The sequence below is a fragment of the Clostridium perfringens ATCC 13124 genome, from assembly GCF_000013285.1.
GTDB classification, from domain to species: Bacteria; Bacillota; Clostridia; order Clostridiales; family Clostridiaceae; genus Sarcina; species Sarcina perfringens.
On record NC_008261.1, the window covers coordinates 2,144,774 to 2,169,840 of the forward strand.

Below are 25,067 nucleotides of genomic sequence, written 5' to 3' on the forward strand. Positions count from 1 at the left end.
ATTTACAAATTAAAGTTTATTCCTTTAATTTTCTGTTAATAATCCATTATATGATTAATTATTTTCAAAGGAGTTTTTTAATTGAAAATCACCTCTAAAAAAGTTAGTTTATTTTTAATATTTATACTAGTAACATCAATATTTTTATATTCTACTTCATATTCAATTCCAAATGAAAATTTTACAGTCCATTATATAGATGTAGGACAGGGAGATTCTGCTTTAATTCAAAGCAATGGTAAAAATCTTTTAATAGACGCAGGTACTCCTGAATCTACTAATTCTCTAGTAAAATATTTAAAAAACCTTGGAATTAAAAAGCTTGATTTTATAATAGCTACTCATCCCCATGCAGATCATATTGGCGGTATGGAATCTATTATTAAAAAATTTGATGTAGACTATTTTTGTGCACCAAAAGTTACAGAAAATACTGATGTATTTAAAGGCATGGTAACTGCACTAAAAGAAAAGGATATTAATATAAATACCCTATCTAAATCAAAATCTCTTCCTATAGATTTAGGTGAGAACACTAAAATAGAAGTCTATTCTCCTTCTAATAAAGAGTATGGAAACCTAAATAACTACTCACCTATCCTTAAGATATATTATGGTGAAACCTCCTTTTTGTTTACTGGAGATGCAGAGACTGAAGCAGAAATGGAAGCTGTTAAATCAAATGAAAATTTAAAGTCAGATGTGTTAAAGGTAGGACATCATGGAAGTACAACTTCTTCAACAGATTCCTTTTTAAAAGAAGTTTCTCCTAAAATAGCTGTAATTTCTTCAGGGCTAGATAATTCATATGGACATCCAGCAAAAGAAACCCTAAAAAAATTATCTTCCTATAAAACTAAGGTTTTTAGAACAGATGAAGATGGAACTATTATTTTAACCTCTGATGGAAAATCTATAAAAAAGCATAAAAACTAAAGGCACCATTATTGGTGCCTTTAGTTTTTATAGTTTTATTTACTATAATAAACTATTAATTTTCACTTTCTTTACTTTCACTATCTTCTAAATTAACTAATATCTTTTTCCAACTTAATAATATGTAAAATAAATTTACAACATCTTGCTCATTGTAGACAAGTATCTTTTCAACTTTTTCTTTTGGCATTCTTTGAAAATAATCTTTATCCTTTAAAACCTTATGGAATGTTTTTGCTAAATTTGATCCTGAAAGAACATCACCTTCTCTTTCAATTCCAAATTTCTTTTCCAAAGCTTTAAGACCTATCCCTTGCTTAAAAGTATGCTCATAAATTTTCTGTATATCCACAGATCTAAAGTAATTATTAAAATCAAAGTTTATCCCATATTTATCAAACAAATAATTTATAACTGTAAAGTCATTGTTTCCAGAAAAAGTTACTATGTATTTCTTCTTTTTCTCTGCTGCAACCATTATAAAATATTTCTTTGCTAAGTAAAGAATATCTCTCACTTCTCCCTTATGCTCTATCATGTACTGAGTAGTAATGAATTTTGATTTCTCTTCATCAAAATATCCAGCACCAAAAACTCCTATGCACTTTGGTTTCTTATATACATAGTGTTCTAAATCAAAATATACAGCCTGTTTATATATATCATAATTTTCATTAAAAGATAGGGCATTACTAAGATCTAAATCATTTATATCTATTTCATGCTCTTTTATGATCACTCTATCACTCTTTTCTTATATAAACTTATAACAAAAATATTATATCATTATATCATTATTTCGTTAAGTATTAATAAATATTAATTAAATTTTTAATTAATAGAATTTATCAATTGACAAATTCCAGGTAACTTGATATAATTTAGATGAATTTGATAATGATTTTCATTAGTGAGGTGCTTAAGATGAGTATATATGATTTAAAAATAGGCCAAGCTGGTATTGTAGATAAAATATGCGGACACGATGGTTTAGCTAAAAGACTTCTTGCTTTAGGATGCATAGAAGGAACAGAAGTTAAACTTAAAAGAGTGGCTCCACTTGGCGATCCATTAATAGTAAATTTAAGAGGATTTGATTTAGCAATCAGAAAGAAAGATGCTAAAAATATAATTTTAAAATAATAAATAAAATAGAATAATTTAATTAGGGGGAAAACTAATGACAACAATAGCCTTACTCGGTAATCCTAATGTTGGTAAAACTACTCTTTTTAATGCCTTAACAGGGTCTAACCAACATGTAGGAAACTGGCCAGGTGTTACAGTTGATAAAAAGGAAGGATTTTTCAACTCTAACAAAATAGTGGATTTACCTGGTATATATGCTTTAGATACCTTCTCAAACGAAGAAAAAGTATCTAAGAAATTCTTAGAATCTGGAGATGTTGATTTAATATTAAATATAGTAGATGCTTCTAACCTAGATAGAAATCTATATTTAACTATGCAACTTAAAGACTTTAAGAAGCCAATAGTATTGCTTCTTAACATGAATGACATCGCTGAGAAAAAAGGAATCAAAATTGATCCTAAAAAATTAGAAAAGGCTTTTAATCTTAAAGTAATTCCTATAACAGCATCTAAAAAAGAAGGTTTAGATGAGGTTAAAGAATTCTTAAATAAAGGTAATTTCGAAAAATATTTAGATAAAAATACTTACTCATTTAAGGATGAGGCTCATACTTATAAATTTATTGAAGATAAATTATCAGACTGCTTTAATAGATCAGGTAATTCTTCAACTACTTTAACTGATAAGTTAGATAAAGTATTTTTAAATCCATGGCTTGCATACCCATTATTTATAGCACTTATGTACTTTGTATTCCAATTTACATTCTCATGGGTTGGACAACCTATTTCAGACGCTTTAGATGGATTCTTAGGTGATACTTTCATGCCATACTTAAGTGATCTATTATCAGGTACGGCTCCATGGTTCCAATCATTACTTGTTGATGGTATCGTAGCCGGTGTAGGTGGAATTATAGTCTTATTACCAATAATATTAGCTTTATTCTTATGTATAGCAATATTAGAAGACAGTGGATATATGGCTAGAGTTGCTTTCTTAATGGATAAGTTCATGAGAAAAATAGGACTTTCAGGAAAGGCTTTCCTTCCTATGATAACAGGATTTGGATGTACAGTTCCTGCTATTATGTCAGCTAGAACTTTAGAAAGCGAAAAGGATAGAAAACTTACTGCTCTTTTAGCACCATTTATGTCATGTAATGCTAGACTACCTGTATATGTAATATTTGCTGGATTATTCTTCCCAGATAATGCATCTATGGTTGTTGCATCTTTATACATATTAGGTATATTAGTAGCTTTCATATTAGGCTTAGTATTTAAAAATACTTTATTCAAGAAAGATGAAGAACCATTCATTATAGAACTTCCTGAATATAAAGTACCAGAAGTTAGATCTGTATTAGCTCAACTTTGGGATAAATCAAAGAGCTTCTTAAAGAAAGCTGGAACTATTATCTTTGCAATGAGTGTTGTTATTTGGTTCCTTCAAAGCTTTAACTTTACTGGAATGGTTGAGGATATAACTCATAGTTTCTTATATAACATAGGTTCATTTATAGCTCCAATATTTGCTCCATTAGGATTTGGAGATTGGCAAGCTTCAGTTTCATTATTAACTGGTTTAATGGCTAAAGAAACTATAATATCAACAATGGAAGTTATTTATAAAGGTGATTTAACTCATATGTTACCTCAATTCTTTACAGCACTTTCATCTTACTCATTCATGGTATTTGTATTACTTTATACACCATGTATAAGTGTTGTAGGGGTTATGAAAAAAGAATATGGTGGTAAGTTCACAGTTTTATCAGTAATATTCCAATTCCTAGTTGCTTGGATAAGTGCCTTCATAATTTATCATATCGGTTTATTAATCTTTTAAAGAAGGTGTTTTAAATGGAAATTCTTATTACAGCTTTAATCGTAATAGCTGTTGTGTTTATATTATACAAAAACTTCAAAAAATCATCTAAAGGACAATGTAGTGGTTGCAGCGGATGTGCTTCAAAAGGAAGTTGTCCTAGTAGAAAAGATAACAAGAAGTAAAAAAATAACCAATTCCATTTGGAATTGGTTATTTTTTATTATAAATTACATTTTTTCAACTACATCTATTCCTATTAAGAATAAAGCATTTTTAATAACTTGAGCAGTAGCTTTTATAAGTTCAAGTCTTGCAGCCTTTAATCCTTCATCTTCTACATTTAAAACTGTGTGATTATTGTAGAATTTATTGAAAGCCTTAGCTACTTCTATTGAATATCTAGTTACAACTGAAGGTTCTAACTTATCTATTCCTAAAATTACAGCCTTTTGTAATCCTTCTAGAGTTTTAGCTAATTCAAACTCTTCTTTTGAAGTTAACTTTGTGAAATCTGGCTCAGCTGTTATGTTTTGTTCTTCAGCTTTTCTTAATATACTCTTAGCTCTTGCATATGAGTATTGAACATATGGACCAGTTTCTCCATCAAAGCTTAACATCTCTTTCCAATCAAAAACTATATCTCTTTCTCTTGAGTTCTTTAAGTAAGTAAATAATATAGCTCCTATACCTATTTTCTTAGCTACTTCCTCTTTATTTTCTAATTGTGGGTTCTTTTCTTCTATAGTTTCTCTTGTTTTATCTATAGCTTCGTTTAATAAGTCTTCAAGTAAAACTACATTACCTTTTCTTGTTGAAAGCTTTCTATCTGCGAACTTAACTAATCCAAATGGAATGTGTACACAGTTTTTAGCCCATTCATTACCTGCTAATTCTAATGTTTTGAATACTTGGTTAAAGTGTAATATTTGGTCTTTACCAACTACATATATACATTTATCAAAGTTATATGTTTTATGTCTATAACTAGCTGCTGCTAAGTCTCTTGTAGCATATATTGATGCTCCATCTGATTTAACAACTATACAAGGTGGCATATTGTATTCATCTAACATTACAACCTTAGCCCCATTACTCTCAGTTAATATATTAGCCTTTTCTAATTCTTCTACTACTGTATCCATCTTATCATTATAGAAGCTTTCTCCAGCCCAAGAATCGAAATCTACGCCTAACATATCATATATCTTATTAAATTCTTTTAAAGATAAGTCTTTAAATCTTTCCCATAGAGCTACAGCTTCTTGATCCCCATCTTCAAGCTTCTTAAAGTACATTCTTCCTTCATCTTCAAGTTCTGGATTATTTTCAGCTTCATCATGGAATTTAACATATATTCTTAAAAGCTCATTTATTGGAGCCTCTTCTAAAGCTTCTTCATTTCCCCATCTTTTATAAGCTGAGATTAACTTACCAAACTGAGTTCCCCAGTCTCCTAAGTGATTTATTCTTATTGGATTATATCCTTCAAAGTTTAACATTCTATATAATGAATGTCCTATAGCTGTTGTGAATAAATGTCCAACGTGGAAAGGCTTAGCTATGTTAGGTGATGAATATTCAACTACAACATTTTTTCCCTCTCCTATTTTAGAAGAACCATATTTATCTCCTTCTTCTAAAACTTTGCTTATTATATTTTTTGAGAAAGCTACTTTATCAACAAAGAAGTTTAAGTAAGATCCTAAACACTCTACTCTTTCAAATCCCTCTTTATTTATCTTTTCAGCTAATTCAGCTGCTATCATATTAGGAGCTTTTCTCATAACCTTTGCTAATTGGAAGCAAGGGAATGCAAAATCTCCCATTTCTGGCTTAGGTGGTATTTCTATAAGTTTTTCTATGTTTTCTAATTCTAGATCAACATGTTCTTTAATTCTTTCTGCAACTAACTTTTTGTAATCCATAATTGTCCTCCTTATTTTATCTCTTTTTAAAACATATATTATAATGACATTATTGCCAAAATATAAATTTATTTACAATATAAAAAACCGCCTCTTTGTAACAAAGAGACGGATATATCCGCGGTACCACTCTAATTGGTTAAAAACCCACTTTATAATTTAACGCATAAGCGACACTTTAATAAAAATACTAGTTATTAAAATGCAATCTCAGAGGCTCTCTTCATCTAAACTATTCTATAAGGCTTACACCATCCCTTACTCGCTTAAGAAATCATAAAGACTACTCTTCTCTTCACAGACTTTTTATATTATATTTTCTTAATTTATTATAGTATTTTACCTTAAACCCTGTCAATATCATCTTTCACTTATTATGAATAATATTTTATTTTGAAATATCCATTGAAAACTTCTTTGAAATTCTATAGTATCAGTATTATAATCAAATTATATTTTAAACAAGTAGAGGGGAAAAGAAATGGATAGAATAGGAGTAATAGACATAGGCTCTAACTCTGTAAGATTAACACTTGCTGAAGTTGAGAAGTCTGGATATTTTAAAATAATTGATGAATTAAAAGAGCATATAAGACTTGGCTCTGATTTCTTCGCTTGCTCTGTTTTAGACGAAGAGAAAATTAAGCTTACAATCTCATCTATAAAAGCTTTTAAATCTATGTGCATCTCTTGTGGTGCATCAAAAATTATACTTATAGGTTCAGAAAGCATTAAAAATGTAGATGAAAAAATTAATCTTAAAGAAATAATAAAAAAAGAACTTGGATTAGACCTTAGAATATTATCTAATGAAGAAGAAATTAATTATAACTTTTTAGGAGCTAAAAATTCTCTTTATATAGATAATTCTCTTCTTTTAGATATAAACGGAAATAACACTCACTTATGTTGGTTAAAAAACAACGAAATTTATAAAGAAGTTACTCTACCCTTTGGATATGTGACTTTAACATCCTTATTCCAATTAAACGACATGATTGGATATGAAAATAATACAAACTGTGTTAATTATATTAAGGAACACCTTGAAAAAATAGATTGGCTTAAAGATAATTCATTTAAATCTGTTATAGGTGTTGGAGGTTCTTTCAGAAACCTAGGAAAAATTGATAGACGTAGAAAAAGATATCCTATTGATATAGTTCATAATTATGTTCTTTATGATTATGATATTGATGAGATGTTTCATCTACTAAAAAGTAAAAATCTTCGTCAGAGACAAAAAATTGAAGGACTTTCTCCATCTAGAGCTGATGTCATAGTTGCTTCTACAGACTTAATAAAAGAAGTTTTAAGCTTCACAAATACTAATGAAGTAATAATATGTGGTCGTGGCCTTAGAGAAGGACTTATATATGAATATATAATAGATAGATTCCATACTTATGATGATATTTTAGATGTAAGTTTAAAGGGAATTATGGATACTTTAAACATAAATATTCCTCATGCTCAAAATGTATGTAAACTTGCTTTTTCACTATTTGAAGGTTTAAAACCACTTCATCATTTAGGAGATGAATTTAAGAATATATTAAAAACAGCCTCCTTACTTCATGATTGTGGTATAAGCATAAGATATTATGATCACCATGTACACTCATTTTATATTATTTTAAACTCTCATATAAGTGGATTAACTCATAAAGAAATATTATTAAGTGCCTTATGTGCCGCTTACCATAGAAATAACTCTTTCCAAGCTCCAATTGCTAAATATTCAACTATAATAAATAGATTAGATGTAAAACATGTAGAGTATTTAGGAGTTATTCTTAAGCTTGCTGAAGGCTTAGACAGAGGGTTAACTGGCCATGTAGAAAATGTTGATGTAATAATTAATGAAGATACTGTTAATTTAAAACTTCATTCTGAATATGATTTAGAATTAGAGCTTCGTCAAGCTAGAAGAAGTTCTAAAGCCTTTGAAGAAGTTTATAATAAAAATTTAGTTATTGAAAAAGCCTAAATAAAAAAGTTTATGGGAAACTATTCTCCCATAAACTTTTTTAAACTTACATCCCTAAATTTATTTAAGCTTAAAGCACTCTACTTTCCAATAAACTTTATTTCTCCACTATAGATTTAGTTGATTCTAAAGACTTATTTAACTGATTTAAAGTTTCCTTATCTAGTTTTTCTCCTTCTTCACTATTTAAAGTCTCTTCAACTGGTAATATATAATAATCTGATTTTTTATTTTCTCTTGGAATTTTATATACCCAAGTTGGAGTGTAATCCCATTTCTCTATTTTAACCCCTTTTCTACTCTTATCTAAGGTTAAATTCAATATGATACCATCAGCTGTTCTTCTATCTCCCATAGTCTCTAATCTTTGATTAGATATAAAATTACCTAAAGAATAAGCTACTAAAGTCTTATTTCCATCTTCCCCCTCTATTTCTTCTATAGGCTGTACAACATGAGGATTACTTCCTAATATTAAGTCAACTCCATATTCATTTAAGGCTTCAGCAATTTTCACTTGATATTTACTAGGCTCAGTTTTATACTCTACACCCCAGTGCATTCCAAAGACTATAAACTCTGCTCCTTCATTCTTCATCTCTTCTACTAAAGCTTTCATCTCCTCTAGTCCATTATCTAATTTATTATAAGAAAAAGTATTTAAATTAATATCTTCAGGAATTTTATGACCATTTAACTCTCCCTCTTTGCTCTCATAAGTATAAGATGTAAATCCTATTTCTATTCCCTTTACCTTTTTAATAATATACTTCTTATTCCCAATAGAAGTCATATCTTTATCTATTTTTTCTCCAGTTTTACTAGCTCCCTCTACTCCCTTATCTAAGGAATGATCCGTTGCTACATTTATAATATCAAATCCCGTATCTTTTAAGGCATCTATCATGGAATCTGGCCCATTATAATTAGGATATCCAGAATACCCTATTTCTTCTCCAGCATAAGTTCCCTCAATTGTTCCATAGGCTATATCACTTTTTTCTATGAAGTTCTTTACATACTTAAAATTATTCATGAAATCATAGGCCTTATTTTCTTCATTATATGCAGACCATATTTGTTCATCATGTAATATTATGTCTCCTACAGCACTTATATTAACCTTTCTTCCTAAGCTAAACCTATTAAAAAATCCCTTTTTATCATTCTCCTTAATTACTTCTTTTTCATCAATACTAGCTCCCTTTGTCGTTACAACATTATTGCTTATAATACTATTTATTACTAAAACAGAACAAACAATAAGTAGAGAGGCTAAAATTACTTTAATTTTTTTAGACATTCTTATCATATTCTCACCCCTCTATATATTACCATATTTTTACATTTTATTTCAATTATCTTTCCATAAAAAAAATTAGATTAGATATTAAATTTGAAAATAACTTATAAATCAAGAGTTATTTTCAAATTATAAACCTAATCTAATTAAAGTATTATAAATTTCAAATTATGATTAAATAAATAAACCTATAGAATATACAAAAGCCATAACCAATTGAGATGGTATAGCTAATACATATCTTCCAAGAAGTATTATAACTATAAGTATAGGGTAATAATATTGATATACTATTCCAGATAACTTATAGAATAATTGAGGCTTAAGATCCTCTAAAATTCTAAAACAGTCAAGTCCTGGAAGTGGTAATATATTAAATACAAAGAAGTTTACATTTAATATTATTATATATTGTAACATTAAAAATATAATTTGAGAAAGATCTCCTCTTAAACCAAAAAATCTTAAGTATAAACTTGTAAGTATTACTCCAATTATGGCAACAACTAAGTTTGAAAGCCATGCAGCTATGTTAACTTTAAGAGCATCCTTCTTTGGATTTTTAAATGCATATTTATTTATCTCTACAGATTTACTCCAACCAAATCCAAAGAAAGCCATCATTAAGGCACCAGCTATATCAACATGCTTTAATGGATCTAAGGTTAATTCCCCTTTAAACCTTGGTGATTTATCTCCTAATTTATCTGCCATTTTAGCACGAGTATACTCTTTTACTGAAAAAGCTATTAATATTGCTGGAATACTAAGAAACGCATCTAATAAAAATTGCATAATCAAGACCTCCTTATTTTGTATTTTAAATTATACCATAAATTTCTTGAATTTATTATTCAGTAAACTTAATAATTTATTAATTTTAATTTTTATATCAGAATATTTTTCTACAAATAAGATTATATATTTCTCTAAACATTTAAAATAGAGGTTCCTTTCCTCCCTATTTAGGAGTAAGAAACCTCTTAAAATTCTAAATATTATAATCTTTTTGCAGCTTCATAAGCCAATTCACTTCTCTCACATTCGTCATATTTTAAGGTAACTTGGTAGCAAAGATGACTTCCTTTCATCTTTTCTGAAGCATAACAAAGTCCATTACTTCTTGAATCTAAGAAAGCTTGATCTATTTGCTCTGGATCTCCAACTAGTATTATTTTTGATCCTTCTCCAGCTCTTGTTATAATTGCTTTAACCTGCTTTGGTGTTAAGTTTTGTGCTTCATCTATTATAATCCAATTCTTTATTATACTTCTTCCTCTTAAATAAGCCACAGCCTCTGTTGTTATTATCTTTCTTTCAAAAAGTTCCTCTATTTTATCATTTAGCTCCCTCTCATTTGAATATCTTTCTTTCTCATCTGAATCTATTAAAATCTCTAAATTATCATATATAGGTCTCATAAATGGAGCTATTTTTTCTTGCTCAGTTCCTGGCAAATACCCTATTTCTTCATCCATTGTTACATTAGGTCTACAAACTAAAATCCTTCTATATTGTCCACTTTCCTCTTCTAATATCTTTTGTAATCCCACAGCTAATGAAAATAAAGTTTTTGCTGTTCCTGCTGGCCCCTTTATAATTACTAAAGGTGCCTTTTTAGCATCCATGCTCAAACATTCTAGCATAAATTTTTGGCCAACATTTCTAGGACTTATTCCCATAATATTATTGTTATCTTTATAAAGTAAAGGTCTTATAACTTTTCCATCAAATCTTCCTAAGGCAGTTTGTTTATCATTATCATTACAGTGTATTATTAAAAATTGATTAATCTCTAATTTTGGTTCCACATAGCACTTATTTTCTTCATCGTAGAAAGTTAAATCTTTTTTCTCCATAACTTTATTTTTAAAGAATTTACTTAAGCATTCAGAACTTGTGTAAACTTCCATTCTTCCACTATATTGTTCTTCAAATTCTGGAACTACAACCTCATAAAAATCCTCTGATTTTATGCCAACAGTATCAGCCTTTATTCTCTCAAATATATCCTTAGTTATTAAACAAACATCTTCTCCCTTTTCCTTTAAGGCCTTACAAATTTGTATTATTCTATTATCAGGCTTGCTTATATTCCATGCTTCTGGTATTTCAGTATTGTAAAAGTTAGTAACCACCTTAAGCTTTCCGCCTTTAGGTAAATTAACTCCTTCGCTTAATGACCCACTTAATCTAAGTTTATCTAATTCTCTTGCAACATGCCTAGCATTAGCTCCTAAATCATTATTCATTTTTTTAATATTGTCTAATTCCTCTAGAACCACCTCTGGAATAATAACATTGTTATCTTCAAATGAATATATAGCTCCTGGTGAATATAGCAATACATTGGTATCTAATATATAAGTTTTCTTCAAAACAATCACTCCTTTAGAATAATACAGCTATAATAATCAAACTTGATTTTCATTTGTTTATATATTAATATTTAAGAATACTCAATATAATTCTTAAATATTGATATTTTATAATCAAAATTTCTATAATCTATAATATATAAATTTTAAATTAGATTTTATTAATAAAAATTTTAGTTTATACTATTATATGGACATTAGAATATGGGAGGCCTTAAATAATGAAATTACTTTTTTTTGATACAGAAACTACAGGAGTCAAACCTGGAAGCATATGTCAGCTTAGTTATATCCTTGTAGACACTTCAACTAAACCTCAAAAAACAATAGGTAAAAATATATTCTTTACAGTTGATGAAATGGAACCAGAAGCTGAAAGAATCCATGGTTTTTCCTTAGAGAAATTATATGAATTAAGTGAAGGAATGTACTTTGAAGATCTTTATGCTGATTTCATAAATGACTTCTTAGAAGCAGATTTTATAATAGGTCATAACGTTCAGTTTGATATTAAATTCTTAAAACATGAATTACTAGGTCTTGGAGAGTTCTTTGAACCTAACAACGTATTTTGTACTATGAAATATTATAAAGATATTTGTAAAATATTAAGACCTACTGGAGATTATAAAAATCCAAAACTTGAAGAAGTAATCAAACACTTAAATATAACTGATTCTGAAATAAGTGAAACTGCTAATAAATATTTCCAAGGTAGTGGAAACTATCACGATGCTAGATTTGATACAGCAGCAACTTATCTTACTGTTATAAATGGTATAAAAAAAGGATTAATTCCAAGAAATTATTTTACAAAACTTTTAGAAGCAAAATAAAAAGATATATTTTCACAATATATCTTTTTTTCTTTACTATGAAATCTCTTTTTCCTTTGCTTTATTAAGAAGATTTATATTAGAAGTTTGTATATTTGTATAATATCTAACTTCTCCACTTTCACTTTCGTATCTACTCTCTACTATTTCTCCACTTACAGAGACTAAGTCTCCTATGTTCACAAATTTCTCTAAGAAATCCACTGTAGATTTACTCCAAGTAATTACGCTTAAAAAGGTCGTTGTTTCTTCTCTTCCATTAAAACTATTAACAGCTATTCTGAATCTAACATATTTTTTCTTATTTTTAGATTCCTTAACTTCAATTTTAGTAGCAACTCTTCCAATAAGATCCACTTTATTCATGCTTTTCATCTCCTTGATTATAATTTATCTAAAGTATTGACCAGATTTAAGAGTCTCAAACATGTGTTCTTTAAAAATTTTTTAACAAATTAATTTAATATAACATAAAAATTTATTCTTTATTATAAATGTTAAATATTGTTTTTATCTTTATAATTTTTTTAAGCCAAAAGTTATATGAAAATAATTAAAAAATTCATAAAAATATTTATGAGTTTTTTAATTATTTTCATAAAAAAAGAGCTATTAAAGATAAATCTTTAATAGCTCTAAATTATATTAAACTGTTATATCACTACTTAAGCTAGCTGCATCCTTATTAGCTTCTATTATAGGGTTTACATACTCATCAATAAACTCTACAACTTGGCTTGGAGCTCTACCAACAAATTTAACTGGATCTATTATAGCTATAATTTCTTCTTTAGAAAGATTAAATGAAGGATCATTTATTATTCTTTCTATTAAATCATTATTAAGCCCTTCTCCTTTAACTCTTTGAGCAGCATCCATAGAATGAACTCTTATTCTTTCATGAAGTTCTTGTCTATCTCCGCCTTTTTTAACTGATTCCATCATTATATTTTCAGTTGCCATGAAAGGTAATTCTTGATTTACATGAGCTTCAATAACTTTATCATAAACTACCATATTCTCAGCAATATTTATATAAAGATTTAAAACTCCATCTAAAGCTAAGAAAGCTTCTGCTACTGCAATTCTCTTATTAGCTGAATCATCTAATGTTCTCTCAAACCATTGAGTTGAAGCCGTAATCGCTGGATTTAATGCATCTACTATAACATATCTAGCTAATGCTCCCATTCTTTCACTTCTCATAGGATTTCTCTTATATGCCATAGCTGATGATCCTATTTGATTTTTTTCAAATGGTTCTTCTATTTCTTTCATACTTTGAAGTAATCTTAAGTCATTTGAGAATTTATATGCACTTTGTGCAATTTCTGATAATGTATTTAAAATTATAGAATCTAATTTTCTTGGATAAGTTTGACCTGTAACTCCAAAACTCTTTTTAAATCCCATTTTTTCTGCAACGATTTTATCTAAAGCCTTAACCTTTTCTTCATCACCTTCAAAAAGATTCATAAAGCTTGCTTGAGTACCAGTAGTTCCTTTTACCCCTCTTAATTTTAAAGTTGATAATAGAAAATCTATGTTCTCCATATCCATTACTAAATCTTGCATCCATAATGTAGCTCTCTTACCTACAGTAGTAAGCTGTGCTGGTTGGAAATGAGTAAATCCTAGAGTAGGCATATCCTTATATTCTAAAGCAAATCTTTTTAAATTATTTAAAACTGCAACTATTTTTTTCTTTATTAATAATAATGCATCTCTCATTATTATTACATCTGTATTATCTCCAACATAGCAGCTTGTTGCTCCTAAATGTATGATACCTTTTGCTGAAGGACATTGAAGTCCATATGCATAAACGTGACTCATAACATCGTGTCTAACTTCTTTTTCTTTTTTTATTGCTTCTTCGTAATTTATATCTGAAATATGACTTTTAAGCTCTTCTATTTGCTCGTCAGTTATATTTAATCCTAATTCTTTTTCACCCTCTGCAAGAGCAACCCATAATTTTCTCCATGTTGAGAATTTCATATCATCTGAGAAAATATATGACATCTCTTTTGACGCATATCTTGAATTCAATGGTGTGCTATATAAATTTTTCACTTTGTACCCTCCTAAAGTAGAAATGATAATTTAAATTTATTATATCATAAGATAAGTTTATTATAAATAAATTTATCTATTTTTTATCTATCATTCGTATTTTTACCTTTATTACTCATAAATTTCCTAAAACTTAGACTTTAATGTACGTATTTTATTTATAGTTTTTGAAAAATTATAAAAAATTATTAGAATAAATTTATAAAAATAAAAGGATTCCACTAGGAATCCTTTTACGAAGATTACTCTTCTAAATTTTCGATTAACTTAGCTATTTCTTCAGCTGCTAAAGCTTCATCATCACCACTAGCGATAACCTTAACATTAGCATCTTTAGAAACTCCTAATGATAAAACTCCGATTAAGCTCTTAACATTAGCTTTTTTTCCATTGTACTCTAAGCTTATGTCTGATTTGAAAGCTGAAGCTTTTTTTACTAGTAAAGTTGCTGGTCTAGCATGTAATCCTGTTGAATTTTTAACTATAACTTCTTTAGTTACCATTATAAACACCTCTTTACTTTTATTTGTTATTTAATAATACTAACTTCTTAATTATACTCATTTTTTTAGAAAATTTCAACAACTTAAGAAAAGATTAATCCCTATTCATAAGTTTATTAACAAATTCTTTTATTCTTTTTAAGCCCTTAATTATTTCCTCTTTAGATGTAGCATAAGATAGTCTTATAAAATTATCTTCCCCAAAAGCTATTCCAGGTATTACAACAACATTTTCCTCTTTTAGTAATAGATTTGCAAATTCCATTGAACCCTTTATATTAGCTTTTTTTAGAACCTTAGACACATCAATCATTACATAAAAGGCACCCTTTGGCTCTATAAAAGTAAGATCTTCAATTTCACTTATAAGCTCTATCATAAGCTCTCTTCTTAAACTAAATTCCTTAACCATATTCTTTATAGTTTCTTGATCTCCATTTAAGGCTTCTAAGGCAGCAAATTGAGCTATACTATTTGTATTTGATGTCATATGACTTTGAACATTGTTCATTACCTTAATTAGCTCTTCATTATAACAAGCTGCATATCCAATTCTCCATCCAGTCATTGCATAAGCCTTAGAAAATCCATTTATAACTACTGTTCTCTTGAAGGCATCTTCACTTAAGGAAGCAATACTTATATGCTCTTCTTTTCCATATATAAGTTTTTCATATATTTCATCAGAAATTATTATAAGATCATTTTCCTCAGCAAATTTCGCAATAACTTCTAAATCTTTTTTTGAATATACTGTTCCTGTTGGATTATTTGGTGAATTTATTACTATTGCCTTTGTATTTTTACTTAAAACTGATTTTAATTCGTCATAAGTAACCTTAAAATCATTTTCTTTTTTTGTTTCTATAAAAACAGGAACTCCATCACTTAATTTAACTAGCTCAGGATAACTTACCCAATATGGTACTGGTATTATAACCTCATCTCCTGGATTTAAAATCGCCATAAATACATTAGCTAAAGATTGTTTAGCTCCTGTTGAAATAATTATATTTTTAGTTCCATAGTTAAGTCCATTATCATCATGTAATTTCTTTGCTATGACCTCTTTTAACTCTACTATTCCAGATGTGGCTGTGTATTTTGTATTTCCTTCTTCCATAGCTCTAGTGGCAGCTTCTATTATATTCTTAGGTGTATTAAAATCAGGCTCACCTACTCCAAAGCTTACTACATCTATTCCTTCTTTTTTTAATTCACCTGCTTTAGCTGTTAAGGCTAAAGTTAGTGATGCCCCTATATTTTGTGCTTTTCTAGATAATATCATCTAATCCCCTCTTTACTGCTTTAAATTTATTTTATTACGCTTCCAATATATCATTTTTATTATTTAAAGTAAACCAATAAAAAATACTGCTATAAGTTAAAATACTCATAGCAGTATCTATTTATTTACCAAATTTAGTTCCTCTATAAACTTTATCTTGGTTGTATTATAAGCTTTATAGCTGTTCTTTCTTCACCATCAATTTCGATGTCTGTGAATGCAGGAATACAAACTATATCTTTTCCACTTGGAGCCACAAAGCCTCTTGCTATGGCTATAGCCTTTACAGCTTGATTTATAGCTCCAGCTCCTACTGCTTGTATCTCTACAGTATTTCTTTCTTTTATTATAGCTGCTAGTGCGCCTGCTACTGAATTAGGATTTGATTTAGTTGATACCTTTAATACTTCCATTATATAAACCTCCTAGACCTTTTTAGGATACGTTTACATTTATAGTTAACGTTTTCCTTTACCTAATAATATTCTATATAAACTCTCTAATTCCTTCTTAAATAGATAAAATATTTTTATTTTTTATTTTAAATAATAAGAAAACTCTACTGAAATCATTCAGTAGAGTTAATTAAAAAAATACATTTTGTAACCAAAATGTATTTTACATATTCATTTATTTAGCATAGTCAACTGCACGGGTTTCTCTTATTACATTTATCTTGATTTGACCTGGATACTCTAATTGTTCTTCTATCTTCTTAACAATATTTCTCGCCATCTCAATTGCCCCTGCATCGTCAACTTGATCTGGTTTAACCATAATTCTAATTTCTCTTCCAGCTTGAATGGCATATGACTTTTCTACACCTTCATATGAAGTAGCTATTTCTTCTAATTTTTCTAATCTCTTAATATAAGCTTCTAAAGTTTCTCTTCTTGCACCAGGTCTAGCTGCTGATATAGCATCTGCTGCTTGAACAAGTACTGCTTCAAGAGTTTGCATTTCTGTATCACCATGATGGGCTGCTATAGCATTTACCACAGCTGGTGATTCATGATATTTCTTTGCAAGTTCTCCACCTATAACAGCATGAGGACCCTCATATTCTTGGTCAACCCCTTTACCTATATCATGTAAAAGACCTGCTCTTCTAGCTAGATTTACATCTAAACCTAATTCAGATGCCATTAATCCTGCTAAATATGAAACCTCTATTGAATGTTTTAAAACATTTTGACCATAACTTGTTCTGTACTTTAGTCTTCCTAGAAGCTTAATTATTTCTGGATGTAATCCATGAACACCAGTTTCGAAAGTTGCTTGTTCTCCCTCTTCCTTAATGTCATTTTCTACATCTTTAATAGCTCTTTCTACCATTTCTTCAATTCTAGCTGGATGAATTCTTCCATCTACAATTAATTTTTCTAAAGCTATTCTAGCAACTTCTCTTCTTATTGGATCGAAGCTTGAAAGAATAACAGCCTCTGGAGTATCATCTATTATTAAGTCAACTCCTGTTAATGTTTCTAAAGTTCTTATATTTCTACCTTCTCTACCAATGATTCTTCCTTTCATCTCATCATTAGGTAGGGCAACAACATGTACTGTAGTTTCAGAAACATGATCTGCTGCACATCTTTGAATAGCAGTAGTAATTATTTCTCTTGATTTTTTATCAGCTTCTTCTTTGGCCTTAGTCTCAAGTTCTTTGATCAGCATAGCTGATTCATGTTTTATTTCTCTTCTTACTTCATCTAATAATAATGTTCTTGCGTCTTCACTTGAAAGATTTGAAATTCTCTCAAGTTCAGCTCTTTGTTCACCGTATAAATTTTGTACACGTTCTTCAAGTTCTTGAATCTCTATAGATTTTTTGTTTATGCTATCTTCTCTTTTTTCAAGCATTTCACCTTTTTTATCTAATGACTCTTCCCTTTGGATAAGTCTTCTTTCAAACCTTTGAATCTCATTTCTTCTGTCACGAGTTTCTTTATCAAGATCTGCTCTTAGTTTGTGCACCTCTTCTTTAGCTTCTAATATGGCTTCTTTCTTTGTTGATTCAGCTTCTCTTTTAGCCTCCTCAAGTGTTAAACTAGCTTCTTTTTCTAAGCTTTCCACCCTATTTTTTGAAGCTTTTTGTATAAGAGTGTATTGAATAAACCCTACTACCCCTAATATTATTATTCCTATAAGTATTCCTACTACCATATAAACACCTCCTCGCTTATTCTCTCTATAAAAACACTTCGCGTAGAAAGGTGTCATACTATTCTCACTGTAATTTTTTGAATATGATAAACCAGTATTTGTTATTATTGTATAGTAATTTTAAACTTATGTCAAGGTTACCCCTTGCGTATATTGTATGCTAAAAAGCTAAAATTATTCTCTTATAATACTAGTTATATTGTGCTTTTTTTAGTTTTTTATATTCTAAAAAAGCTTTAAAATTTTATTAATGTTAACATATTCATAAAACTTTAAATTCATACATTAAAATTATTAAGAAGTGATAAAATTATAAAAAAAAGATAAGGAAATCCTTATCTTTTTTATTAGCTTTCAACAGACTCTTCTGTATTTTCTTCTACACTTGTTGATTCAACAGCCTTAGCTAAAGGAAGAGAATATTTTTCTCTTATTTGATTTTCTATATCTAAAGCAACTGCTGGATTCTCTTTTAAATATTGTTTAGCATTTTCTCTACCTTGGCCTAATCTTATATCTCCATATGAGAACCAAGCTCCACTCTTTTGTACTATATTTTCTTTTACTCCAACGTCTACTATATTACCTTCTTTTGATATACCTTCATTGTACATTATATCAAATTCAGCTTGCTTAAATGGAGGAGCAACCTTATTCTTAACTATTTTAACTCTTGTTCTATTACCAGTTATTCCGTCACCTTGTTTTATTGAATCTATTCTTCTTATATCCATTCTAACTGAAGCATAGAATTTTAACGCTCTACCACCTGGTGTTGTCTCTGGATTACCAAACATTATACCAACTTTTTCTCTTAATTGGTTTATGAATATTACTACGCAGTTTGATTTGTTAATTGTTCCTGTTAACTTTCTTAAGGCTTGTGACATTAATCTAGCTTGAAGACCAACGTGAGAATCTCCCATTTCACCTTCAATTTCTGCTCTTGGAACTAAAGCGGCAACTGAGTCCACAACTAAAACATCTATAGCTCCTGATCTAACTAAAGCTTCTGTTATTTCTAAAGCTTGTTCTCCTGTATCTGGTTGTGAAACTACTAAATCATCTATATTAACACCTAATCTTTTTGCATAAACTGGATCTAAAGCATGCTCTGCATCTATATACGCTGCTGCTCCACCTAATTTTTGTGCCTCTGCTACTACATGTAAAGCCACTGTTGTTTTACCAGAACTCTCTGGTCCATATATCTCAATAATTCTTCCTTTTGGTACTCCACCAATTCCTAAAGCTATATCAAGATCTAAGCATCCAGTAGAAACAGCATCCATTTGAGGAGCTCCTTGCTCTCCAAGTTTCATTACTGATCCCTTTCCAAATTGCTTCTCTATTTGACCCATAGCCATCTCAATAGCTTTTAATTTATCTTTATCTATATTTGCCATACGTAACCTCCTTAAATAACCGAACATAAGTTCTACTATTATTATAATATATACAAAAAAAAAGTCAACATCAACATGAAGTTCTTAAAAGAACCTCATGTCTTAATAATTGACTATTTTTTGACTTTTAAAACATTATTTATAAGTATTTATAACATTTTTATTTTTTCTAAAGTAATCTACTCCAGAAATTATTGTTATTGCAACAGCTAAATATAAGAATATATCTGGAACATATATAAAGAAATTTCTTAAAAAGCTGCTGCCTGCAACTAATTCCTTAATTCCTGGTGAATTAATTATATTTACTTGTAATAATAAAAGCACTATGGCAATTATTTGTATTACAGTTTTAATTTTTCCCCACCAGCTAGCAGCTATAACTAACCCCTCTGATGCAGCTATGGTTCTTAAACCTGAAACAGCAAACTCTCTAGCTATTATTACAATAGCTGCCCATGCAGGAACTAATTGTAATTCAACTAAAGATATAAGTGCTGCTGTAACTAGTAGCTTATCTGCCAAAGGGTCCATAAACTTACCAAAGTTAGTTACTTGATTTCTTGATCTTGCAATATATCCATCTAGTTGATCTGTAACAGATGCTATTATGAATATAAGTGTTGCTATTACACTCCCATAAGGTAAGTCTTGGTAAGCTATAAATACTAAGAATATGGGCACTAAAATTATTCTAATTAAAGTTAATTTATTTGCAAGATTCATTGCATACAACTCCTACCAAATCATATTCTAAGGCCTTTTCAATTTTAACTTTACAGAACTGGTCCTTTTTAGCTCCATTTCCTTTCACATAAATACATCCATCTATATCTGGAGCCATCTCATAGCTTCTTCCTATATAATATTCTCCATTAAACTTTTCGATAAGAACATCATATTCTCTACCTACTTTGTTTTTATTAATTTCTTCTGATACTTCTTTTTGAAGTAACATTATTTCTTCTTCCCTAGCTTTTTTAACTTCTTCATCTATTTGATCTTCCATTATAGCAGCAGGTGTTCCTTCTTCTCTTGAGTAAGTAAATACTCCAACTTTATCTAATTTTATTGTTTTTATAAAATCTTTTAATTCATTGAAATCTTCACAAGATTCTCCTGGGAAACCAACTATTAAAGAAGTTCTTAAAACTATGTTAGGAACATTTTTTCTTAAGTCATTAATTTTTCCTATTATCTCTTCTTTTGTTGTTTTTCTACCCATTCTTTTTAAAACATTATTACTAATATGTTGTATAGGTAAGTCAAGATAATTACATACCTTATCATTTACTGAGATCTCTTTTATAAGTTCATCATATATAGCCTCTGGATAACAATAAAGAACTCTTATCCACTCTATTCCTTCGATCTTAGCTAATTCTCTTAAAACTAAGTGAAGTTTCTTTTCACCATATATATCTATACCATAATTAGTAGTGTCTTGAGCTATTAATATTAACTCTTTCACTCCATTTTCAGCTAATTTTTTTGCTTCTTCTACAATACTTTCTAAAGCTCTACTTCTAAACTTACCTCTGATTTTAGGAATAATGCAATAAGTACAGAAATTATCACATCCTTCTGCAATTCTTAAGTATGCAGTAGCTTTATCAGTTGTTATAAGTCTTAATCCTTCATTAATTGATACATCACTGTAATTTGTAGCTTTTACTTTTTCATTATTTCCATTTATAAAGTTCATTATGGCTTCATTTATTTTAGCATAATCATTAACACCTAACATTATGTCTATTTCAGGCATTAATTCTAATAATTCATCACCATATCTTTGAGTTAAGCAGCCTGTAGCTATAAGTAACTTACAGTTGTGACTTGTTTTATATTTTGCCATATCTAATATTGTGTTTATGGATTCTTGTTTAGCCTTTTCTATAAATCCGCAAGTATTTACTATTATTATGTCAGCTTCCTTTGGATTATTAGTAAGTTCGTACTCATTCTGAACCATTCCAAGCATGATTTCTGAGTCAACTCTATTTTTATCACAACCTAAACTCACCATTCCTACCTTATATTTCGCCAAATCTACTTCCTCCTACGTTTAAATATATATTTCTTATTTTAAAACTCTTTTTTAAATTAAACAAGTTTTTATTTCATATTTTCTAATTCATCTTTACTAAGAAGTACTTGTCTTGGTTTACTTCCATCTCTTCTAGAAATAACACCACATTCTTCTAGCTCTTCTATTATTCTTGCCGCTCTATTAAATCCTATTCTTAATCTTCTTTGTAAATATGATGCTGAGGCTTGACCACTTTCAACTACGATTTCTATAGCTTCATCTAAAAGTTCATCTCTATCACCATCACCATTTCCCTCTGAAGCAATAGTTGCTGAGTTTATATGTTCTAATATATCCTCTTCATACTGAGCATCCCTTTGTGACTCTTTTATAAAGGATACAACATGTTCAACTTCCTCCTCTGAAATAAAGGCTCCTTGAACTCTTTGAGGCTTAGACTCTCCAACTGGGTAGAACAACATATCTCCCCTACCTAAAAGTTTTTCAGCTCCTGCTGAGTCTAATATTGTTCTAGAGTCAATTTGGCTTGAAACTGCAAAGGATATTCTAGAAGGTATATTAGCCTTAATTACCCCTGTAATTACATCTACAGATGGCCTTTGAGTAGCTATTACTAAATGCATACCTGCGGCTCTAGCCATTTGGGCAAGTCTACAAATATAATCTTCCACATCATGAGGACAAGCCATCATAAGGTCTGCAAGCTCATCTACTATAATAACTATATAAGGAAGCTTCTCTGGAACTTCTCCTTTGTTATATAAAGCATTATATGATTCTATATTTCTTACTCCATTATCTGCAAAAAGTTTATATCTTCTAGTCATTTCATTTACAGCCCAGTTTAATGCAGCAGCAGCCTTCTTAGGATCTGTAACTACTGGGATTAACAAGTGTGGAATTCCATTATAAACATTTAATTCAACAACTTTTGGATCCACCATTAAAAGTTTAACTTCATCTGGAGAATACTTATATAATATACTCACTATTAATGTGTTTATACATACACTTTTACCAGAACCAGTTGCCCCTGCAATAAGAACGTGAGGCATCTTACTTAAATCTGTAACAACCGCCTTACCTGTTATGTCTTTCCCTAAAGCACAAGCTACCTTAAATTTATTATCTAAAAATTCTTTAGATTCTACAATCTCTCTAAAGAAAACTGGTGTTTGTTCTTTATTTGGAACCTCTATTCCTATGGCAGATTTTCCTGGAATAGGTGCCTCTATTCTAACTCCTTTAGCTGCTAATCCTAAAGCTATATCATCAGCTAAATTAACTATTTTACTAACCTTTATACCAGCCTTAGGTTGAAGTTCAAATCTAGTAACAGATGGGCCTTTTGTTACTTGAAGTATTTTCGCCTCTACTCCAAAGCTCATAAGAGTTTCTTCAAGTTTAGCAGCATTAGCTAATAATGCCTTTTTATCATCTTTGTCTAATTCATTATTATTATTTAAATTTAATAAATCTGCATTTGGAGCAACATAACTAGCTCCTACATTTGAGCCTTTACTAGCTATATTATTTGATATCTCTTTATCTATAGATTCTTCATCTTTAGCCTTTTCTGAGTTGAATCCTCTTTGCTCTATTATGGTATTATCTAAACTTAAGTCTCTAGGCATTTTAGACTCTTGTTTAAAATCATTTATCTTAATATTATCCTTTAATTGATTATCTTTTTCCTTCTTATTATCTTCTATATCATTTAAAGAAGAATTTTTCATAAAGTCTAATATTTTTATCTTATTGTTATCCTCTGAAATATCATCTTTTTTACTCTCTTTATTTCCTTCAGAAGCACCATCTTTTTTCTTCAAATTAATATAATCATCTTTTTCATACTTTTTATCCACAAATTTAACCTTAGAAGCTTTTTCCTTAAAACCTCCAAAGAAATTTCTTATTGAAACTAGATTATAATCGAATATAAGCATTGAAGATATAAGATATAAGGTTACAAAAATAACAAAAAGTCCTATTTTACCTACTAATTTATATAATGGTAATACAATTAAAAATCCTACTACTCCTCCATGCCATTCACTTTGAGAATGCCATATAGTTTTTATAGATCCCCATATACTTCCCTGAACATAATAATCGTTTATATTCACAGTCTGAATAAGTAAAACACTAGTTATAAGTGCTATGGTTATTCCTAATCCTATTCTTGAAAATAACACCTCTCTTTTAAATAAGAAAAGCTTTGTACATAAATATATTATGTAAATCGGAATAAAAAAAGCTCCTATTCCAAAAAGTCCTATTAAGAGAGTTCTTGATATAACACTTAAATATCCTGCTTTATCAGTATATAAACTAAACATAACAATTAAAGAAACACATATTGCTATTAAGGCATATATTTCTTCTGTAACTTTAATTTGGCTTTGATTTTTCTTTTTTTGAGTTTTAGTTGCGGTTTTCTTTTTTCCCCCAGCCATACTAAACTAAATCACCTCACCCTATTTTAATTTCAAAATGGTAAAATACTTGTACCAAAAAATATTATATACATAAATGACTATAAATTGTCAAAATATTTTTATATTACATAAATAGAACCATAGATATACTATGGTTCTACATTATAAGCTTCTATTAAGCTATTTAACTTATCTAAGGCTTCCTTAACACCGCCAACTTCGTTTATTAATCCGCACTTAACTGCTTCTTCTCCAACTAATATTGTTCCCATATCATTTAAAAGTTCATCTGTTTGCATCATCATCTTTTTTAGTACATCTAATTTAATTTCTGATGTCCTTATTATAAAATCATTTATTCTCTCTTGCATTTTATTAAAATAATTAAATGTTTGAGGAACCCCTATTACAAGTCCATTCATTCTTATTGGATGTATTATCATTGTAGCTGATGGAGAAATAAAGGAATATTGGGATGCAGTTGCTAGAGGAACTCCTATGGAATGACCTCCCCCAATAACTAAGGATACTGTTGGTTTTTTTAGGCTTCTTATCATCTCAGCAATTGCTAACCCTGCTTCAACATCCCCTCCAACAGTATTTAAAACAAATAATATACCTTTTATTCTATCATTTTGTTCTATATCAATTAGTTGAGGAATCATATGCTCATACTTAGTTGTTTTAGTTTGTGGCGGTTGAACACTATGTCCTTCAATTTGTCCTATTATTGTTAAAACCTGTATATTAGAATCTTCTTTCTTATGCTCAGGTAAAACTGCTCCCATTTCTTTTATTTCTTCTATACTTTTATTTTCATTTTCTTTGTTATGTTCCATATATATC

Annotated in this window: 22 protein-coding genes and 1 other annotated feature; of the genes, 6 read left to right on the forward strand and 16 right to left on the reverse strand. The window is 29.2% G+C overall.

Annotated elements, in window-relative coordinates:
- Positions 1-81: 81 nt before the first annotated feature.
- The gene (locus CPF_RS09280; protein ID WP_011590930.1) at positions 82-936 is read left to right on the forward strand and encodes a ComEC/Rec2 family competence protein; all 855 of its coding nucleotides are present in this window, start codon (positions 82-84) and stop codon (positions 934-936) included.
- Positions 937-991: 55 nt separating this feature from the next.
- On the opposite strand, the gene CPF_RS09285 is transcribed toward CPF_RS09280, so the two are convergent.
- Complete coding sequence (locus tag CPF_RS09285; protein ID WP_003449676.1) at positions 992-1,675, reverse strand: ribonuclease H-like domain-containing protein; 684 nt, start codon at positions 1,673-1,675, stop codon at positions 992-994.
- A 185-nt stretch (positions 1,676-1,860) separates the two neighbouring features.
- Between CPF_RS09285 and CPF_RS09290 the strand changes: the two genes are divergently transcribed.
- Genes CPF_RS09290 through CPF_RS14805 form a run of 3 tightly spaced genes read left to right on the forward strand, consistent with a single transcriptional unit; the run spans position 1,861 to position 4,044 of the window.
- Positions 1,861-2,079 (forward strand): FeoA family protein, encoded by a 219-nt coding sequence (locus CPF_RS09290; RefSeq protein ID WP_003449499.1) that lies wholly within the window; start codon positions 1,861-1,863, stop codon positions 2,077-2,079.
- 37 nt (positions 2,080-2,116) lie between these two features.
- The gene (gene feoB, locus CPF_RS09295; RefSeq protein ID WP_011590932.1) at positions 2,117-3,880 is read left to right on the forward strand and encodes a ferrous iron transport protein B; all 1,764 of its coding nucleotides are present in this window, start codon (positions 2,117-2,119) and stop codon (positions 3,878-3,880) included.
- A 14-nt stretch (positions 3,881-3,894) separates the two neighbouring features.
- Positions 3,895-4,044, forward strand: a complete 150-nt coding sequence (locus tag CPF_RS14805; protein WP_003459783.1) for a FeoB-associated Cys-rich membrane protein — start codon at positions 3,895-3,897, stop codon at positions 4,042-4,044.
- A gap of 45 nt (positions 4,045-4,089) precedes the next feature.
- Here CPF_RS14805 and argS read toward each other — a convergent pair whose 3' ends face one another.
- Complete coding sequence (argS, locus tag CPF_RS09300; RefSeq protein ID WP_011590933.1) at positions 4,090-5,787, reverse strand: arginine--tRNA ligase; 1,698 nt, start codon at positions 5,785-5,787, stop codon at positions 4,090-4,092.
- Positions 5,788-5,888: 101 nt separating this feature from the next.
- Positions 5,889-6,095 (reverse strand) — a binding site (T-box leader).
- Positions 6,096-6,268: 173 nt separating this feature from the next.
- Here argS and CPF_RS09305 point away from each other — a divergent pair.
- Entirely contained in the window at positions 6,269-7,777 is a 1,509-nt protein-coding gene (locus CPF_RS09305; RefSeq protein WP_003478235.1) for a Ppx/GppA phosphatase family protein, read from the forward strand.
- A gap of 97 nt (positions 7,778-7,874) precedes the next feature.
- Here CPF_RS09305 and CPF_RS09310 read toward each other — a convergent pair whose 3' ends face one another.
- The 3 genes from CPF_RS09310 to CPF_RS09320 form a co-directional block, all read right to left on the reverse strand.
- Positions 7,875-9,089 carry a CapA family protein gene (locus CPF_RS09310; protein WP_011590934.1) on the reverse strand — a complete coding sequence of 405 codons (1,215 nt, stop codon included), beginning with the start codon at positions 9,087-9,089 and terminating at the stop codon, positions 7,875-7,877.
- A 165-nt stretch (positions 9,090-9,254) separates the two neighbouring features.
- Positions 9,255-9,875 carry a site-2 protease family protein gene (locus CPF_RS09315; RefSeq protein WP_003459807.1) on the reverse strand — a complete coding sequence of 207 codons (621 nt, stop codon included), beginning with the start codon at positions 9,873-9,875 and terminating at the stop codon, positions 9,255-9,257.
- Positions 9,876-10,078: 203 nt separating this feature from the next.
- Positions 10,079-11,458, reverse strand: coding sequence for a PhoH family protein (locus CPF_RS09320; protein ID WP_003459766.1), 1,380 nt, complete (start codon positions 11,456-11,458; stop codon positions 10,079-10,081).
- A 221-nt stretch (positions 11,459-11,679) separates the two neighbouring features.
- Between CPF_RS09320 and CPF_RS09325 the strand changes: the two genes are divergently transcribed.
- The gene (locus CPF_RS09325; RefSeq protein WP_003459802.1) at positions 11,680-12,294 is read left to right on the forward strand and encodes a 3'-5' exonuclease; all 615 of its coding nucleotides are present in this window, start codon (positions 11,680-11,682) and stop codon (positions 12,292-12,294) included.
- 36 nt (positions 12,295-12,330) lie between these two features.
- Here CPF_RS09325 and CPF_RS09330 read toward each other — a convergent pair whose 3' ends face one another.
- From CPF_RS09330 to CPF_RS09380, 11 genes are all read right to left on the reverse strand, one after another.
- Positions 12,331-12,660 (reverse strand): single-stranded DNA-binding protein, encoded by a 330-nt coding sequence (locus tag CPF_RS09330; RefSeq protein WP_003459777.1) that lies wholly within the window; start codon positions 12,658-12,660, stop codon positions 12,331-12,333.
- Positions 12,661-12,939: 279 nt separating this feature from the next.
- Entirely contained in the window at positions 12,940-14,370 is a 1,431-nt protein-coding gene (purB, locus tag CPF_RS09335; protein WP_003459773.1) for an adenylosuccinate lyase, read from the reverse strand.
- 242 nt (positions 14,371-14,612) lie between these two features.
- A complete protein-coding gene (locus CPF_RS09340; protein WP_003459789.1) occupies positions 14,613-14,873 on the reverse strand; it encodes an HPr family phosphocarrier protein in 261 nt (86 codons plus the stop codon).
- Positions 14,874-14,967: 94 nt separating this feature from the next.
- Entirely contained in the window at positions 14,968-16,161 is a 1,194-nt protein-coding gene (locus CPF_RS09345) for a pyridoxal phosphate-dependent aminotransferase (protein ID WP_003459805.1), read from the reverse strand.
- 152 nt (positions 16,162-16,313) lie between these two features.
- The gene (locus CPF_RS09350; RefSeq protein WP_003459803.1) at positions 16,314-16,574 is read right to left on the reverse strand and encodes a stage V sporulation protein S; all 261 of its coding nucleotides are present in this window, start codon (positions 16,572-16,574) and stop codon (positions 16,314-16,316) included.
- Positions 16,575-16,791: 217 nt separating this feature from the next.
- The gene (rny, locus tag CPF_RS09355; RefSeq protein ID WP_003459753.1) at positions 16,792-18,327 is read right to left on the reverse strand and encodes a ribonuclease Y; all 1,536 of its coding nucleotides are present in this window, start codon (positions 18,325-18,327) and stop codon (positions 16,792-16,794) included.
- 347 nt (positions 18,328-18,674) lie between these two features.
- Complete coding sequence (gene recA, locus CPF_RS09360; RefSeq protein WP_003459804.1) at positions 18,675-19,733, reverse strand: recombinase RecA; 1,059 nt, start codon at positions 19,731-19,733, stop codon at positions 18,675-18,677.
- Between the two features lie 135 nt (positions 19,734-19,868).
- Positions 19,869-20,459 carry a CDP-diacylglycerol--glycerol-3-phosphate 3-phosphatidyltransferase gene (gene pgsA / locus CPF_RS09365; RefSeq protein WP_003469140.1) on the reverse strand — a complete coding sequence of 197 codons (591 nt, stop codon included), beginning with the start codon at positions 20,457-20,459 and terminating at the stop codon, positions 19,869-19,871.
- Entirely contained in the window at positions 20,443-21,780 is a 1,338-nt protein-coding gene (gene rimO / locus CPF_RS09370) for a 30S ribosomal protein S12 methylthiotransferase RimO (protein ID WP_003459746.1), read from the reverse strand. Before rimO ends, pgsA begins: the two co-directional genes overlap by 17 nt.
- Before the next feature lie 68 nt (positions 21,781-21,848).
- The gene (locus CPF_RS09375; RefSeq protein ID WP_003459775.1) at positions 21,849-24,239 is read right to left on the reverse strand and encodes an FtsK/SpoIIIE family DNA translocase; all 2,391 of its coding nucleotides are present in this window, start codon (positions 24,237-24,239) and stop codon (positions 21,849-21,851) included.
- A gap of 131 nt (positions 24,240-24,370) precedes the next feature.
- Positions 24,371-25,060 carry a ClpP family protease gene (locus tag CPF_RS09380; RefSeq protein ID WP_003459750.1) on the reverse strand — a complete coding sequence of 230 codons (690 nt, stop codon included), beginning with the start codon at positions 25,058-25,060 and terminating at the stop codon, positions 24,371-24,373.
- Positions 25,061-25,067: the final 7 nt, after the last annotated feature.

What these genes read in the sequence shown, in the direction of transcription:
- CPF_RS09305 (WP_003478235.1), top strand. Translation starts at nt 6,269, where the DNA reads ATGGATAGAATAGGAGTAATAGACATAGGCTCTAACTCTGTAAGATTA.
- CPF_RS09315 (WP_003459807.1), bottom strand. Translation starts at nt 9,875, where the DNA reads ATGCAATTTTTATTAGATGCGTTTCTTAGTATTCCAGCAATATTAATA.
- CPF_RS09340 (WP_003459789.1), bottom strand. Translation starts at nt 14,873, where the DNA reads ATGGTAACTAAAGAAGTTATAGTTAAAAATTCAACAGGATTACATGCT.
- feoB (WP_011590932.1), top strand. Translation starts at nt 2,117, where the DNA reads ATGACAACAATAGCCTTACTCGGTAATCCTAATGTTGGTAAAACTACT.
- CPF_RS09330 (WP_003459777.1), bottom strand. Translation starts at nt 12,660, where the DNA reads ATGAATAAAGTGGATCTTATTGGAAGAGTTGCTACTAAAATTGAAGTT.
- argS (WP_011590933.1), bottom strand. Translation starts at nt 5,787, where the DNA reads ATGGATTACAAAAAGTTAGTTGCAGAAAGAATTAAAGAACATGTTGAT.
- CPF_RS09350 (WP_003459803.1), bottom strand. Translation starts at nt 16,574, where the DNA reads ATGGAAGTATTAAAGGTATCAACTAAATCAAATCCTAATTCAGTAGCA.
- CPF_RS09345 (WP_003459805.1), bottom strand. Translation starts at nt 16,161, where the DNA reads ATGATATTATCTAGAAAAGCACAAAATATAGGGGCATCACTAACTTTA.
- CPF_RS14805 (WP_003459783.1), top strand. Translation starts at nt 3,895, where the DNA reads ATGGAAATTCTTATTACAGCTTTAATCGTAATAGCTGTTGTGTTTATA.
- CPF_RS09325 (WP_003459802.1), top strand. Translation starts at nt 11,680, where the DNA reads ATGAAATTACTTTTTTTTGATACAGAAACTACAGGAGTCAAACCTGGA.
- CPF_RS09380 (WP_003459750.1), bottom strand. Translation starts at nt 25,060, where the DNA reads ATGGAACATAACAAAGAAAATGAAAATAAAAGTATAGAAGAAATAAAA.
- rny (WP_003459753.1), bottom strand. Translation starts at nt 18,327, where the DNA reads ATGGTAGTAGGAATACTTATAGGAATAATAATATTAGGGGTAGTAGGG.
- CPF_RS09375 (WP_003459775.1), bottom strand. Translation starts at nt 24,239, where the DNA reads ATGGCTGGGGGAAAAAAGAAAACCGCAACTAAAACTCAAAAAAAGAAA.
- pgsA (WP_003469140.1), bottom strand. Translation starts at nt 20,459, where the DNA reads ATGAATCTTGCAAATAAATTAACTTTAATTAGAATAATTTTAGTGCCC.
- CPF_RS09310 (WP_011590934.1), bottom strand. Translation starts at nt 9,089, where the DNA reads ATGATAAGAATGTCTAAAAAAATTAAAGTAATTTTAGCCTCTCTACTT.
- recA (WP_003459804.1), bottom strand. Translation starts at nt 19,733, where the DNA reads ATGGCAAATATAGATAAAGATAAATTAAAAGCTATTGAGATGGCTATG.
- CPF_RS09290 (WP_003449499.1), top strand. Translation starts at nt 1,861, where the DNA reads ATGAGTATATATGATTTAAAAATAGGCCAAGCTGGTATTGTAGATAAA.